The organism is Gemmatimonadaceae bacterium (genome assembly GCA_037721215.1).
In the GTDB taxonomy this organism is placed as follows: Bacteria; Gemmatimonadota; Gemmatimonadetes; order Gemmatimonadales; family Gemmatimonadaceae; genus UBA4720.
Window position 1 is genome coordinate 51754 of record JBBJNV010000006.1, and the last position, 14518, is coordinate 66271.

Here is a 14518-nt window from a genome sequence, read left to right on the forward strand (position 1 = left end):
CCGAGTGGAAAGCACGCAACCGGACGCGCGGACGAGATATTTATCGATCATCGGGCCATCTGTCAAGCAAAAGTTCAGCTTATAGCCTTGACACTACCTCGACAGACTTGGATTATCCCTTATGGCATCAGTTGAAGCACGTCACCCGATTGGAGTAGTCTCCGATCGAACAGGCCTCACCCCCGATATCCTGCGCGTCTGGGAACGCCGGCACAGAGTAGTTGAACCAACAAGGACACCGGGCGGACAGCGGCTGTACTCTGATGCGGACATCGAACGCCTGGTGTTGCTGCGCCGCGCGACCCAGGGTGGTCACGGAATCAGCCTTGTCGCCAGTATTAGCAGCTCGAAACTCGATGAACTGGTGCGCGACATCGCATCTGTCGAGCGGAATTCCATCCGGTCGCTCGAAAGCTCCGGCGAGCCTCAAGCTGCTGTCGAACAGGCGATCAGGTTCACAGAGATGCTCGACCCTGCGGGCCTCGAGATTCTGCTGCGACGAAATTTCGCCCGCTACGGCACGATCGATTTCCTCGACTTTGTCGCGGCACCATTTCTTAGAGAGATCGGCGATGCCTGGCACGCAGGAAAGCTCACGGTGTCACAGGAGCATCTTGCAACCGCGCTGGTTCAGCGAGTTGTTTCCCAGACCGCGCCCTTACCCACGTACCCGGCGGGAAGTCCGACGATCGTGCTTGCGACGCTCCAGGGGGAACGTCATGCAAACGGAGCACTCATGGCGGCCGCAACGGCTGCTAATGCCGGCTGGCAAGTCATCTACCTCGGTTCGGATCTTCCGCTGTCCGACCTGGCCGACGCGACTACCAGAACCGGGGCCCGCGTAGTGGGCGTGAGCGTCGTGCTTTCCGGGAAACCATCACGTGTCGCAGCAGAACTTCGCGATCTCGACAACCTCATTTCCGACGACGTGGAACTGTTTGTAGGTGGCGATGGATCGAAGCGTCTGAGTCATGGGTTGAGACGGAGCCGAATGGTTTTCATCGAAAGCATGTTCGAGCTTCATAACGAGCTGGCAAGAATTCACTCGCCGGCACCCACACCGTAGCCCGCGACGTTGCGGCTTCGCCAGCATCAGCAGCGTCGAGGATGCGCTCGCAACTCCGGCGAGTCAGCCGCACGCTAATTTGTGTGCAGGCGCGATCTACATGACAGTTTCAGGCGCGAAATCTCATCTGCAAAGGAACCCTTGTATGGCGGACTTCACCCAGCAGTGGATAGACCATCTGAAAGCCGAGATCGCCGGCAGGACCGATCCTCTGGCTTCGGCCATGACTCCTGCTCTGTACGATGAACTCGTTACCGACCTCGCCTGGTTCACCTTTCGATTCTCGACGAACCCCGAGACGAAAATGAGAAAGGTCTCCCGCCAGTAATCGATTTGTGCGATTGTAACGCTCCACGAATTGCTGCACCGGCAAATCTCTCCGCCATTGTCCGGGCGATGCAGCACGCTTGCAGCCGTGAAACGCCGGCGGTGACCATGCCGTAGGTTTGTCTCATGCAAGCCTCCAGTGGTCCCGCGCAGGCGACACCAGCGCCGTCGAGCGGTCGCGCAACGGTAACCGTCACTAACGCCGATGGAACAAGCCAGACACTGGCTATTCCGCTCACGAAACAGGGCGTGGCCGACCTTCGCGCAAGGCGCGAGGAATTGTCAAACCAGCAGCAATCATCGGCAGGCCGGCGACGCCGGCTGTCACAGGAGCTTCGCGCCCAGCCCGAGGGAGCACCGCGCGCTGGAATTGAAGGCCAGCTTGCCGTGCTCGATACGCGCCTGATGCAGCTGGAAACCGATATCGCGGCGACAGGCCGCCAGCTCTCCGCTGCTCCGCTGGCAACTGTTTCAGGCGCAGGCCCGCTACCTGGCAACGACATTCCCGAAAACGTCGCCGCCCTCTCCGGTGCGTTCACGGTCTTCGTTCTCTTTCCAATCGCGCTTGCGTACGCGCGGCGGATATGGAAAGGTTCCAGCCGTACTCCCTTGCAGACGTCGTTTCCACCGGAATCAGCGCAACGTCTGGAACGCCTGGAGCAGGGAATGGAGTCAATTGCAATCGAGATCGAGCGAGTGGCCGAAGGCCAGCGGTTCGTGACCCGGTTGCTTTCCGAAGCCGCGCCCGTCGGCAAGATCGGATCGATATCACATCAGGCAGAAGCACACCGGACCTAGCACCCGGCCGAGTTTGACAGAATTCTCTTTGATGAATGACATCGGTGTTCCACCCCCTGGGTACCGATTGCCCCCATCGGCGCACATCGGCCGGGTCAGACTTCAGATCGGTGATCTCAGCCAGTCAGTCGCGTACTACGAAACGGTTCTCGGATTTCGCACGCTCCACAGATCCGAGGGGTCGGCGACCCTTACAGCCGCAAACGACAACACTGCGCTTATCGAATTATGCCAGAGGCATGGCGTAGCGCGGATGCCCCGGCGCGGATTGATCGGTCTATATCATTTCGCAGTGCTGCTGCCCAATCGGGCTTCACTCGGCCAGTTTCTTCTCCACCTTTCGGCGATCGGCATCCAGCCCGGTATGGCCGACCATCTGGTAAGCGAGGCACTTTATCTCACTGATCCGGACGGCCTGGGAGTAGAAGTCTACGCCGACCGGCCTCGGGAAAGCTGGACGTCGGCCGGCGGGCAGCGGGAGATTGCGACAAAACCGCTCGACACTGAAAGCCTCGTCGAGTCCGCGGGTAGCGAGCGATGGACCGGGCCGCCTGCAGGCACAAGGATCGGCCACGTTCACTTTCATGTTGGTGATCTGGAGGAAGCCGCTGCCTTTTATCATGCAGCAATGGGCCTGGACAAGACCGTATGGGGCTACCCGGGAGCGCTGTTCATGGCGGCCGGGGGCTACCATCATCATGTGGCGGTCAACACCTGGGCCGCGGGAGCCCGTCTCGCGAATGATGACGACGCGCGCCTTCTCGACTGGGAACTCGTGCTGCCAGACTCGCGAAGCGCCGAATCGGCCGCGAAGAGCATCGAAAGCGCGGGATTCGCCGTAGATCGCATCGACGGATGCGTGACTGCCACTGATCCGTGGGGAATCAGAGCTCGGTTACATGTTTTCCAGCGAACCTCGGGAGTGAGCCCAGCACTTCGCGCCGGCGCTTGACGTCTCCATCCGGAATTACAACCGCAACCCAGGGCGCACTGGTTGAAAGTATCGGCGTTCTCCATTGAAGCTTTTGGCTTTTTCCTGGCCGCAGCGATACGGACCTGGCAACCGGATTCGTCACGAGGTTCTCTGCACGGACGGAAAAGGTGTGAACACCCGAGCCCGACGCTTCGAGATTGATTGTGACTTCCCCTTTCGCACTCGTCTCTGAGACTACCGCAAACTTCAGCGCCGCGCCTGCAGCGATCGGGGTAGAATCATCGCTTGACGTCGGGCCAGCCAGATCCTGCATGAGCCACAGCCACCGGCTTGCAGGGTGTATCCAGACTTCCTTGTAGACGTACATGTTCTGCGACGGCCAGTACGGGAGATCGGTGTTGCCGCGACTCTGCATTCCGACGGGAAGTGATCCAACCATGTCACCGGAAGAAACGTTGTACTGCTGGGCCCAGTCATAACCCTCGCCATACATGGTGCTTTGAACGAAGGGGTTTCGGCCGACAATCCACTGTGCCTGAGTCTGTGCCAGCTCGAGTCCGAGCCGGTCGCCGCGTAACTGCGAGGCTGCCGATAGCGCCTTCGCCTGAGATAGCAGCACACCATAGTTACCGCGTCGCGCAAACCACACCGGGAAGGCTTTCAGGTAGTACCCGCCACCCATTGGCATGCCGTTCAGAACCTGATCGCGAAATGCATCACGCGTTGCCATATGCAGCGCGCCCTTTTCAGGCACCTGCAGAAATTCCCGGTCGTGGTAAACGTACGCAGGCAAAACGCCCCACGGCGCGGTCGCGCGCGAGCTCTTTTTCTGATATTCAGAATACAACGCTACAACCGAATACCAGCTCATCCAGTCCTCATGCCGGGGAAACTCGGCGACAAGCCTGCTCAGGCCAATGATCGGAGCCTGATCGTTACCACGATGGAACTGATGGAACAGCGTGTCCCGATCAGGTCCGGTGTAAAAGAAACCTGCAAGCGGAAATGTCGTGCCGACGAAACTCTTCTGCTGAGAAGCCACAATGATCCGCGCGAGCTCGAAACCCTTGTCGGCATACTGCTTTTTCCCAGTGACGCTGTGAAGCTCGAGCGACGCGAGGATGCCTATGCCAGCCAGCTCTACGGGCGACGCCGCAAATGCTGGGGTGTGCCACGTCCCTGGACCTTCCGTGCCCGCAATGGCGAAACGCCAGTCCTCCTCTGCGGTCGCAAGACTGCGCGCAGCGAGCACCGGGTCGGTCCGTTTAAGCACGCGATAGGCAATCGCCTCGGCAGCCGCCGCAATGTAGTTGGCGTTCGGGTTGTTCTTTGCTTCTCGAGAACGGTCGTCCTCGTCCCCGATTATCCCGTTCGACCAGAGGTTGTGCGAAGCAAACGCAATGCGATATCCGCCGGGAAACCGGACTTTCAACACCCAGTCGAGGCCCCACTTCGCTTCCTCGATGAGCCGTCGCGACAACTCCGGTTCTCCGCCCCTGGCCATTAACTGCTCGGCAAGGGCGAACATGGCGTAAGTCGCTTCACCGGTGTTGATCACCCCCTGCGACAGGTCGCCCGCGTCGTGCCACCCTCCGTTCATAACGATCTTCCTGTCGCCCAGCGTAGCGAACCAGTCCTTGTGATCCACGCCATGATGTCCCGGCACTGCATACCCGCAGCGCTCGGCGTAAAAGAAGTTGATCGTTTTCCAGAGGGTTCCCTTCCAGACATTGTCGTCGATACGGAACAACCGCGTACGCACGTCGCCGGCAGCAATGACATAGCTACCCGCATCGCGAACCTCGGAAAAATCAATTCGCTGGAATTCGCCGAAGCGCGTGTTCACAGTCTGGACCGGCTTCTCGAGAACCACTTTTTCTGACGTGCCATCACCGATACGGATCAAACTGAAGCGGCGGGCGGAGAGACCGCTGGCAAGCGCGGTTTTCTGTGACCCCGACTGATATCCCGTGTGACTGTAAGCGATTTTGCCCGGAGCAACTTTCCATCCTTCATAGTGATCAGGGGTCACTCGCTGCAACTCGACGCTGCCGATTTCGAATGCCACCCGGTCGGTCGGCGCCGCCAGCATCTTGTTTACCCAATAGCCAATCTCGAGCGACGTGACCTTGTCCCGCGCGAGGGGGGTGATCTCCCAGACCACCTGCTGCCACTTGTCGTTCTCCAGCGTTACGTAGTGGATGCCTTCACGGTAGTACGCATCCGGCACTTTCTCCTTTCCGTCATTGTGAAGGACAATCTGGATTGGAAGCATGGGAAACCCGGACAACTGCGGCCGTACCCAGAAAGAGATGCGATTGTAGTCACTCCAGTTCTCACCAGTGAACGCACGCTTCAGATTCACGGACGACAGCTTGCTTCGGGTCGGGGCGGGTATCCGGGTGAACATGTCCATGTCCACTCTCAGCGCTGGAATCCGTGCGGGATGATTTGTAGACGGAAGGAATGTCAGCTTCCCCGTTCCCTGAAATACCCAGTTTTCCCTGCGAGTCATGTCGTCGAGAGAGCGCGTGGCAATCACTTCCTTCGCGAGCCAGCCTGCTTCCGCCGAGTGCCTGGGATCGATCGGCATGGGAAGATGCGGTGTCTGCGCAGCCGCGCTGGCGGCAGCGACCGAGACGATCACGAGCGCCAGTGCGCGCAGGCATCGGGATTTCATGGCTTAGGTAATACGCCGGGGATTCGGAGGGATCAAGCACCGTGCTCGTGGAGTTTGCTGTTATCGATAAAGAACAAGGTGTAGGCGAGGCGTAAACCGGGACGGCCCCGTGGTCCGGGAGGCGGCACGATTGTTCCAATTGAACGGCTTTGTCAGGCACTCGATACTGGTGCAGCGGGCACGGGCGGTTGATCACACAACGGAGGAGATAGTGTCGAGGGCGTTTGTCAACGAAGACGCTGGGCAATGGGGCAACCCTGCCCGGAGATTCAATCTCCCGGATCGAGCCGACCCTGGCTTCGATGCCGCAGCCGCCGAGGCAATGCTGGAGGCGGCGCGGGAGGGCGATACTGGCAGTGCAGAAATGGCGACCGGATACTACTGGGGCGAGGAGCGGTTGAAGCCGTTCGTCGAAGCCATCCTCATTCGTGCCCGCGCTGCCGATGACGAGCGACTGGTGCAACTCGCCGAGCGGTTCGTAAGGTGATCGCCCCCCCTTTCCCGGCCAGCGCCTCAGTTCTGTCGAACAGAGACGGTAATAGTAACGAGCAGCTACTAATTCCCGATCAGTCGCTATTGAGTGCTCTTCAACGTCTCGAGCACGGGCATGAGCACAGAGTCGATCGATTTTAGAGTCTCATCATCGAGTCGGACGCCGGCCGCACGGGCGTTATCACTCACCTGTGCCGGCCTGCTCGCGCCGACTATTGCCGACGAAACACCACCCTGCCGCAGAACCCACGCGAGCGCCATTTGCGCCATCGTAATTCCAAGATCGTCAGCGATAGGCACCAATCGCTGGACTGCGGCGAGCGTACCGTCGTTCCGCAGATCGTCTCCGAAGAATGCGTTCATGTCGTCGTTTGCAGCCCGTGAGTCGGCTGGTGGTTGTTTCCCGGGAAGGTATTTGCCGGTAAGCACTCCCTGGGCGAGCGGCGACCATACTATCTGGCCAATCCCAATTCGCGCACACAGCGGAATTACTTCCTTTTCCGGTTCGCGCCAGAGCATCGAATACTGAGGCTGGCTCGACACGAACCTCTCCACGCCGTCGATGTCGGCGGCGGCCTGTATCTGCGGCGCGGTCCATTCACTGAAGCCTATGTAGCGCGCCTTGCCCTGATTGACGACCTCCGTCAGCGCGGTCATCGTTTCGTCGAGCGGAGTGTTGCCGTCGTAGCGGTGACACTGGTAAAGATCCACGTAGTCGGTGCGAAGCCGCTTCAGGGATGCATCGATCTGCTTGCGAATCTGCAGCGCCGAGAGCCCCCGATCATCGGCAGTCATCGGGAAATACAACTTCGTCGCGAGCATGTAGGATGAACGATCGCGGCCGGCGAGCTCGCTGCCGAGGAAAGTTTCAGCCGCGCCGCGGCCGTAAATATTGGCAGTGTCGATGAAATTGATGCCCTCGTCGAATGCCCTCTTGAGACATGCGCGTGCATTGTCATCGTCAACGCCGAGGCCATATGTAAGCCACGATCCAAGTGAGATCTCGGGGACGCGAAGATCGCTGTTCCCCAGCTGTCGGTATTCCATTGAGAAAGTGGGCATGAGGTCGGGAATGCGAACGACGGAGTGGCGACTGCCGCCATTCATGTCGCGGCCCTGAAACAGGAGATTGTCGAAGGGACTGCATAGTATCGCAGGATTGAAGCTAGACGTCCGGAACAGCAGCTAATAGGTTGGAGCGCCGAATCTCACTTTCCATGACCTGTTTGCCGGGACACCCATGAAGAAAGCGTTCAAGTGGCTTGGTTATATCGTCGGCGGACTTGTGGCAGTCATCCTGCTGGCGGTTGGAACTGTTTACGCAATTACGTCATCGCGAATGGGAAAGACTTATCCGACCGAAGTCGCTGCAGTGGCGATTCCAACGGATGCGGCAGCCATTGCGCGCGGAAAACATCTTTCGCTGACGACTGGCAAATGCCAGGTATGCCATGGAGACGACATGGCGGGTAAAGTGATGATGGACGCTCCTGTGTTTGCAAGACTGACGTCCTCGAACCTCACTGCAGGCAAAGGCGGAATTGGCGGCTCGTACAGCGAGGCCGACTATGTGCGGGCTATTCGTCACGGCGTTGGCCGGGACGGTAAGCCACTCATCTTCATGCCCTCCGAGGCGTTCTACCACTTCAATGACGCAGACCTCGGCGCGATCATCGCATACCTCAAGACCCTGCCATCCGCAGACATGACTTTCGCTCCGATGCAGCAGATCGGGCCGATTGCCAGAATCATTTATCTCTTTGGCGATTTCCCTCTGATTCCCGCGGAGATCACCCCGCGTGGCGAGCCCAGACCTGCGCCTGTCGCCGAGGGAGTGACCGCTGAGTACGGCGAATATCTCGCGAAGGCCGGCGGATGCACCGGCTGCCATGGCCAGGACGTCGGCGGCGGAAACACAATCGAGGGAGTGAAGGTGCCGAACCTTACTCCTGAAGGTGACATGGGAAAATGGACGGAAGCTGACTTTTTCAAAACGATTCGAACTGGCGTTCGCCCTGATGGACGCGTACTTAGTGCAGCGATGCCCTGGCCTGCGATGAAGGAACTAACGGACAACGAGATGCGGGCGTTGTGGATCTATCTTCGTTCGAGGCCGGCAAAGGCAGTGCGGGCAAATTAGAGTCAGTCGAAAACAGGGTCGATCGGCTGGACGAGATTCAGGGCACCGGAGGTCGATCGTTACGCTCAAAATTCCGGGCTGCACCGGCCACCAGGTCGTCGATGCCACCGTCGCCGGGCCGGTCGTATCGCGCGTTGGATTCTTCCTCATGCGGTATGGTCCCGGCCGCGCATTTTTTCCGTGCAACCAGCACGGCAAGCCATGGCGGGGCGATAAAGGTAGTTACCAGCACCATCAGCGCGATTGCGCTGAATAACTGGGATGTCAGCGCTCCAGTTGCGAGACCCATCTGGGCGAAAATGAGGCCCACCTCCCCTCGCGGTATCATCGCGACGCCGATGAGCGTCTTGTCGCCCTTCAGCCAGAAGGGAGCGTAGCCGGCGGCGAGCTTGCCGAGTACTCCGACCGCGATCAACGCACCGCCGATTGCCAGTGCCCGCGCGTCGGCAAGGGTGTTCAATTCGACCGCCGCCCCGACGGCAGCAAAAAAAATGGGCACAAAAAAATGACCGAGAGCAGTGGTCGCTTTCTCTATCTCCGCCTTTTGCGAAGTATTGTGCAGCACGAGTCCGGCAGCAAACGCGCCAATGATGGTGGCTGATCCTGCCAGTGAGGCCAGCCATGCGAGCATGAACGCGAATGTGAGGCCTGCGATGCCAAGCGTACCGCTTGCTTCGACCCGGCCGACGATGCGGAACAGCGGCGGTATGAGCACGCCTCCGAGTACGATTGCGCCAATGACGAACCCGATCGCGATGCCGCTCGTCACGGCAACGCCTCCAAGCGTCAGCGTGGCGCCTCCGACGAGGCCGCTCACCACTGAGAGAATGACCAGTCCCACCACGTCATCGAGTACCGCTGCGCCGAGCACAATCTGACCTTCCGGAGTGTCGAGCTGTCCCAGATCTGAAAGCGTTCTCGCGGAAATGCCAATGGATGTCGCGGTTAGCGCGGCACCGGCGATGATGGCCGGCAGTGTTGCCAGTCCGAGCGCGCTGCTCGCTGCGTATCCGAGGCCAAAGGGCAGGACAACACCCACGAAGCCGACTGCCATCGCGGCGTTGCCCACCTTCATCAGTGAGCGGATGTCCGTGTGCAGCCCGATCTCGAACAGAAGTACCAGCACGCCGAGCTCGGCGAAACTGCGAAGAACCGGGTCAGCGGGATCGAGGATTCCAAGCACTGACCCGCCGAGAATGATGCCGGCGATGAGTTCTCCGACCACCGCTGGCTGGCCGAGTTTCTGCGCCATGAACCCGAGCGCCTTGGCAGTGAGGAGCAGTGCAACGAGGACAGCAAGCAGGTGGGGAAACGAATGCTCGGTCATCGCGCGGGCGTAGGGGTGAACAAAGGTCTCGGCGAAAAAAGAACGGCGTTCATCTATTGGGCCAAGTCGTAAACTACTAGCTTTTTTCTCTGCAGCCGCGCGAGTCGCACGCGCAAGAGTGCCCCAATCTTTCGTGCACGCAATGCTTACAACTGATCAACGCAACGCCATGATCGCGCAACTGCGCGCATGTCCACCAGCCATTCGGGCAGCGGTAGCGGGACTCGATGATGCGCAACTCGATACGCGCTATCGAGATGGGGGCTGGACGGTGCGGCAGGTTGTGCATCACCTCGTCGATTCCCACGCCAATGCCTACCTTCGCTTCAAATGGATTGTTGCGGAGGACCATCCGGTGATCAAGACTTACGATCAGGATGCGTGGGCGGCGATGCAGGATTCCATGATGCCAGTGGGCCCGTCGCTGGAAATGCTGGATGGCCTGCACGAGCGGTGGGCATTTTTTCTTTCGCGGCTGCCGGAACCCGCTTGGTCGCGAAGCGCGACTCATCCCGAACGCGGCGACGTCACTCTCGATGATCTGCTCGCGATTTACGCCGATCATGGCGCAAAGCACGTTGGACAGATTACCAGGTTGAGGGAACGACGGGGTTGGTGAGGCACGCGTAGCATGCAGTTGCCGGCAATTTCGCCGATGGAGCACCGCAAACTGGTTCGATCTTTCAGATTGCTGCCGCTGTTGCTGGGCACCGTAGTTCTGGTCGCCGGTTGTCTGGCCCTGCTCGGATGGGCTTTTGGCATCGCTGCCCTGAAAGGCGAGTGGAGCGGAGGGATTCCAATGCTTCCGCTGTCGGGGGTGTCATTTGCAATAGCCGGCACCGCGCTCCTGCTGGCCCAGTACACGGACGTGCGGTGGTCGATGATCGCTTCGAGAATCCTCGCTGTGGTCGTCGGCGGGATCGCGCTCGTCACACTTGCCGAGTATGCGTTCAGCATCCCATTCGGGCTGCATACAACGCTCTTCCACGACGAAGTGGTAAGCTCCGATGCGCGCGCCTCCGGCCGCATGGCCCTCAATACAGCGTTCGTTTTTCTGATCTGCTCAGCGGGTCTTGTCCTGCTGCAACGCGACCGCGAATCGCGGAGGATGAGTTCCCAGTTCCTCGCGACATTGATGCTTATCATCTCATTTCTCGCGCTCATCGGGTACACTTTCGGCGTACGGAATTTCTACAGTTTCCAGATGCTGTCGGGGATGTCGCTCTACTCTGCAATCACGTTCACTCTGCTGGGTGTCGGACTGTTGTTCTCGCAGCTGGATCGCGGTGTGCCTGCACTTCTCATGGACCCTGGGGCAGCGGGCTTTGTGGCCCGGAGGCTGATACCCGGCACACTTGTTCTTCCCATCGTGTTCACTCTCCTGCGGGTAGCCGGAGAGAACAACGGACTGTTCGACAGCAACCTCGGCGCGTCGTTTGTGGTTGTAGCGGAAATGGTCGCGTTTTTGCTGCTTATCGGGTGGAGTGCTCGTGTGCTGCGATCGACAGATCGGACACGGGCTGATCTCTATGTGCGCGAGCAGAAAGCGCATGAAGCTTCCGAACGGGCGCGAGCCGATGCCGAAGCGGCGACGACGCAGGCGATGGCGGCGCGTGCCGAGGCCGAGCGCGCGAACGGCGCCAAGAGCGATTTCCTGGCGGTGATGTCGCACGAACTGCGTACACCGCTCGCTGCAATCATGGGTTATCAGGAACTACTGGCCGATGGGATTACCGGCCCGGTCAATGAGCAGCAGACGCAGCAGCTGGGTAGAATCAAGGTGAGCGCGCGGCACCTGCTGTCCCTGATCGATGAGATCCTCACCTTCACACGACTCGATGCAGGGCAGGAAACTCTTACGATAGAACCCGCCGATCTTCGTAGTCTGATCGACGACTCCGTGGAAATCGTCGAGCCCCTGGCGAGGGCCAGGCGTCTCGATCTACAGGCGGTGAAACCGCTTGTCGAAACAATTATCCAGACTGACGCCACCAAGGTCAGGCAGATGCTCGTAAATCTGCTTTCGAATGCAGTAAAGTTCACCGAGGAAGGCAGCGTGAGGGTGATGGGTGAAGTCCGCGGCGATCAGGTAGTTCTGGTTGTATCGGACACGGGCCCTGGCATCGACTCCGAGCACCATCATAAAATCTTCGAGCCCTTCTGGCAGGTCGAGCAGAAGGCCACGCGGCGCACTACCGGTACGGGGCTCGGACTCACCGTGACGCGCAGGCTTGCCAATCTCATGGGCGGAGACATCACCGTGCTGAGCACTGCTGGAAGCGGAACCTCTTTCACCATTATCCTGCCGGCCAAGGTCGTTCCTCTGTCCGTGACGCGCCCGCGAGCCACTCCGTTGCGCGGGATAGCTCCGGTTTGATCGACCGGTCACACCTGACTGCCGCCGAAGTTCGTCCAGTCTCTTTCCTGCGGCTATCCACCACTTACCCGTGGTTAATGTCTACTCACTTTTCCTCCGTCATCATTCGCCGTGCAGTTCTCGTTGCCAGTGTCGCGTGGCTGACGGCATTCGCCGAGCCGCTCGCGGGCCAGCAACCTTCGGAGCCGGGATCAACGCCCATTGCCGACAGCTACCGGGCGGTGGCGAACCGGTTGATTGATGCGGCGCTCGGTGACAGTGCGGCCTGGAGCCGTACCGCGCGCCTCACTGATACGTTCGGCCACCGGCTGAGCGGATCGCAAGCGCTCGAATCTGCACTGGACTGGATCATTGGCGAGATGAAGCGGGATGGACTCGAGAACGTGCGCGGTGAACCGGTGATGGTTCCGCACTGGGTACGCGGGGAAGAGTCGGCGCACCTCCTGAAGCCCCGCGCGCAGAAGCTTCACATGATCGGACTGGGACGGAGCGTTGGGACACCGCGTGGCGGAATCACGGCGCTTGTCATTGTCGTCACCAGCTTCGCTGATCTCGAAGCACGTGCATCCGAAGCGAAAGGGAAGATTGTGCTGTTCGACGTTCCGTTCACCAGCTACGGCGAAACGGTTCGCTATCGGGGCGGTGCGGCCTCAGCGGCAGCGAGGGCAGGCGCGCGGGCTGCGCTCGTCCGGAGCGTCGCATCGTTTTCCATTCAGAGCCCGCATACCGGCGCCATGAACTATGACACAACCGTTGCGCGCATTCCCGCTGCCGCGTTGAGCGTTGAAGACGCCATGATGCTGCATCGAATGAGTGACCGGGGCGAGCAGATCGTCCTGACCCTCAGGATGGATGCGAAGACTCTCCCCGATGCACGGTCGCGGAATGTCGTCGCCGAGATCGTCGGGAGGGAGAAGCCGGAAGAGATTGTAGTGCTTGGCGGTCACATCGATTCATGGGATGTAGGGCAGGGGGCCATGGACGATGCGGGCGGGAGTGTTGCCGCCTGGGAAGCGGTGCGGCTGATGAAGAAGCTCGGACTGAGGCCGCGCCGAACGGTGCGGGTGGTGCTGTGGACGAACGAGGAGAACGGACTGCGGGGTGCAACCGCATACCGCGACGCCCACGTGAATGAACTTGCCCGACATGTGATGGCGATGGAATCGGATAACGGTGTTTTCAAGCCAAGCGGAGTGAGTGTGGGCAGCACGCCGGCAGGGGTGGCGATGGCGCGCGACATTGCGTCGCTGTTGTCGCGATTTGGCGCGGCCTCGGCGGTGCCGGGCGGTCCGCAGGCTGACATCGGGCCACTCTACGCGGCTGGGGTGCCGTCTGTCGCGCCGGTAGTGGACGGGTCCCGCTATTTCTGGTATCACCACAGCGCAGGCGATACGATGGACAAGCTGAATCCAAGGGAAGTCGCCGAGTGCGTGGCGCTTATGGCAGTGATGGCCTACGTGATTGCCGACATGCCTGAAACGCTGCCGCGGGCGGTTCCGCCGGCTTCCTAGATTCCGTTCATGATCGCGGGGATCTCGGCGAGCAGCTCCCGGGCTAGAAATCCGGTTCTGCCCATCTTTTTCGCAAGCGCATTTCCCGCCGCTCCGTGCAGAAAGACTGCCCATGCCGCGGCGTGAAGCGGATCGGTTCCGCGGGCCAGAAGCCCGGCGACAATTCCGGCAAGGGTATCGCCCGAGCCAGAGGTGGCGAGTCCAACATCACCACCGTCGTACCTGCACACACTGCCATCAGGTGCAGCGATGATTGTATGGGAGCCCTTAAGAACCACCACTGCCCGCATGGTGATGGCTGCATCGCGTGCCGCCGCACCTGGGTCGCGATCGATCTCCGCCTTGTCCATTCCGAGCATAGCGGCCATCTCGCCCGCGTGAGGCGTCAGGACAATCCTCCCGTCGAGGCGATGGAGCAGGCTGGCGTGCTCTGACAGTCCCGTGAGCGCAGCGGCGTCGAGGACCACGGCCGGACCATCAACCCGGGCAAGGAACAGCGCGACGAGACGTCCGGTCTCGACATCGTTGGGCATGCCTGGCCCAATCAGGGTCGCATCGCTGACATTGGAGTGCTCGATGACCTTTGCCAGCGATTGCCTCCTGATTCCTCCAGCCGCTGTCTCGTCGAGACCGATTGACATCGACTCAGGAACGCTAACGCCAATGAACGGCGCGACCGTGTGGGTGCTGGCGATCTGCAGTTTCCCGGCGCCGGCGCGCAACGCCGCAATGCCGGCGAGGACGACCGCGCCGGGGATGGCGTTGCTGCCGCCGACGATTAGAACCCGGCCGCGCGCCTCCTTGTCGTCATTGCCCCCTGCGGAGGGCAATGACCACCTGCGAAGCTGTGCACGGGTGATTCGGGT

At 60.2% G+C, this 14518-nt stretch carries 13 protein-coding genes; 9 read left to right on the plus strand and 4 right to left on the minus strand.

Annotation, left to right across the window (positions count from 1 at the left end):
• Window positions 1-121: 121 nt before the first annotated feature.
• From WKF55_04325 to WKF55_04340, 4 genes are all read left to right on the plus strand, one after another.
• Entirely contained in the window at window positions 122-1066 is a 945-nt protein-coding gene (locus WKF55_04325) for a MerR family transcriptional regulator (protein ID MEJ7758798.1), read from the plus strand.
• 145 nt (window positions 1067-1211) lie between these two features.
• Entirely contained in the window at window positions 1212-1394 is a 183-nt protein-coding gene (locus WKF55_04330; GenBank protein ID MEJ7758799.1) for a hypothetical protein, read from the plus strand.
• Window positions 1395-1519: 125 nt separating this feature from the next.
• Window positions 1520-2191 (plus strand): hypothetical protein, encoded by a 672-nt coding sequence (locus tag WKF55_04335; protein ID MEJ7758800.1) that lies wholly within the window; start codon window positions 1520-1522, stop codon window positions 2189-2191.
• Window positions 2192-2258: 67 nt separating this feature from the next.
• The gene (locus WKF55_04340; protein ID MEJ7758801.1) at window positions 2259-3143 is read left to right on the plus strand and encodes a VOC family protein; all 885 of its coding nucleotides are present in this window, start codon (window positions 2259-2261) and stop codon (window positions 3141-3143) included.
• Here the strand turns inward: WKF55_04340 and WKF55_04345 are convergent.
• Window positions 3076-5805: a glycoside hydrolase family 9 protein gene (locus WKF55_04345; GenBank protein MEJ7758802.1), complete on the minus strand. Its 2730-nt coding sequence runs from the start codon at window positions 5803-5805 to the stop codon at window positions 3076-3078. The genes WKF55_04340 and WKF55_04345 overlap by 68 nt on opposite strands.
• Window positions 5806-6016: 211 nt before the next feature.
• Between WKF55_04345 and WKF55_04350 the strand changes: the two genes are divergently transcribed.
• On the plus strand, window positions 6017-6292 hold the full coding sequence (locus WKF55_04350) for a hypothetical protein (GenBank protein MEJ7758803.1): 276 nt from the start codon (window positions 6017-6019) through the stop codon (window positions 6290-6292).
• Window positions 6293-6378: 86 nt separating this feature from the next.
• Here WKF55_04350 and WKF55_04355 read toward each other — a convergent pair whose 3' ends face one another.
• Window positions 6379-7344, minus strand: a complete 966-nt coding sequence (locus WKF55_04355) for an aldo/keto reductase family protein (protein MEJ7758804.1) — start codon at window positions 7342-7344, stop codon at window positions 6379-6381.
• Between the two features lie 193 nt (window positions 7345-7537).
• Between WKF55_04355 and WKF55_04360 the strand changes: the two genes are divergently transcribed.
• The gene (locus WKF55_04360) at window positions 7538-8437 is read left to right on the plus strand and encodes a c-type cytochrome (GenBank protein MEJ7758805.1); all 900 of its coding nucleotides are present in this window, start codon (window positions 7538-7540) and stop codon (window positions 8435-8437) included.
• A 37-nt stretch (window positions 8438-8474) separates the two neighbouring features.
• On the opposite strand, the gene WKF55_04365 is transcribed toward WKF55_04360, so the two are convergent.
• Window positions 8475-9764 (minus strand): cation:proton antiporter, encoded by a 1290-nt coding sequence (locus WKF55_04365; GenBank protein MEJ7758806.1) that lies wholly within the window; start codon window positions 9762-9764, stop codon window positions 8475-8477.
• A gap of 142 nt (window positions 9765-9906) precedes the next feature.
• On the opposite strand from WKF55_04365, the gene WKF55_04370 reads away from it, so the two are divergent.
• From WKF55_04370 to WKF55_04380, 3 genes are all read left to right on the plus strand, one after another.
• Complete coding sequence (locus WKF55_04370) at window positions 9907-10383, plus strand: YfiT family bacillithiol transferase (GenBank protein MEJ7758807.1); 477 nt, start codon at window positions 9907-9909, stop codon at window positions 10381-10383.
• 36 nt (window positions 10384-10419) lie between these two features.
• Complete coding sequence (locus WKF55_04375; GenBank protein MEJ7758808.1) at window positions 10420-12141, plus strand: ATP-binding protein; 1722 nt, start codon at window positions 10420-10422, stop codon at window positions 12139-12141.
• A 77-nt stretch (window positions 12142-12218) separates the two neighbouring features.
• Window positions 12219-13652, plus strand: a complete 1434-nt coding sequence (locus tag WKF55_04380) for a M28 family metallopeptidase (protein MEJ7758809.1) — start codon at window positions 12219-12221, stop codon at window positions 13650-13652.
• Here WKF55_04380 and WKF55_04385 read toward each other — a convergent pair.
• Window positions 13649-14482, minus strand: a complete 834-nt coding sequence (locus tag WKF55_04385) for an NAD(P)H-hydrate dehydratase (GenBank protein ID MEJ7758810.1) — start codon at window positions 14480-14482, stop codon at window positions 13649-13651. The two genes, WKF55_04380 and WKF55_04385, sit on opposite strands and share 4 nt — an antisense overlap.
• Between the last annotated feature and the right edge of the window lie 36 nt (window positions 14483-14518).

Coding starts and splice junctions, on each gene's coding strand:
- WKF55_04325 (MEJ7758798.1), top strand. CDS start 122: ATGGCATCAGTTGAAGCACGTCACCCGATTGGAGTAGTCTCCGATCGA.
- WKF55_04330 (MEJ7758799.1), top strand. CDS start 1,212: ATGGCGGACTTCACCCAGCAGTGGATAGACCATCTGAAAGCCGAGATC.
- WKF55_04335 (MEJ7758800.1), top strand. CDS start 1,520: ATGCAAGCCTCCAGTGGTCCCGCGCAGGCGACACCAGCGCCGTCGAGC.
- WKF55_04345 (MEJ7758802.1), bottom strand. CDS start 5,805: ATGAAATCCCGATGCCTGCGCGCACTGGCGCTCGTGATCGTCTCGGTC.
- WKF55_04355 (MEJ7758804.1), bottom strand. CDS start 7,344: ATGGAATACCGACAGCTGGGGAACAGCGATCTTCGCGTCCCCGAGATC.
- WKF55_04360 (MEJ7758805.1), top strand. CDS start 7,538: ATGAAGAAAGCGTTCAAGTGGCTTGGTTATATCGTCGGCGGACTTGTG.
- WKF55_04365 (MEJ7758806.1), bottom strand. CDS start 9,764: ATGACCGAGCATTCGTTTCCCCACCTGCTTGCTGTCCTCGTTGCACTG.
- WKF55_04370 (MEJ7758807.1), top strand. CDS start 9,907: ATGCTTACAACTGATCAACGCAACGCCATGATCGCGCAACTGCGCGCA.
- WKF55_04375 (MEJ7758808.1), top strand. CDS start 10,420: ATGGAGCACCGCAAACTGGTTCGATCTTTCAGATTGCTGCCGCTGTTG.
- WKF55_04380 (MEJ7758809.1), top strand. CDS start 12,219: ATGTCTACTCACTTTTCCTCCGTCATCATTCGCCGTGCAGTTCTCGTT.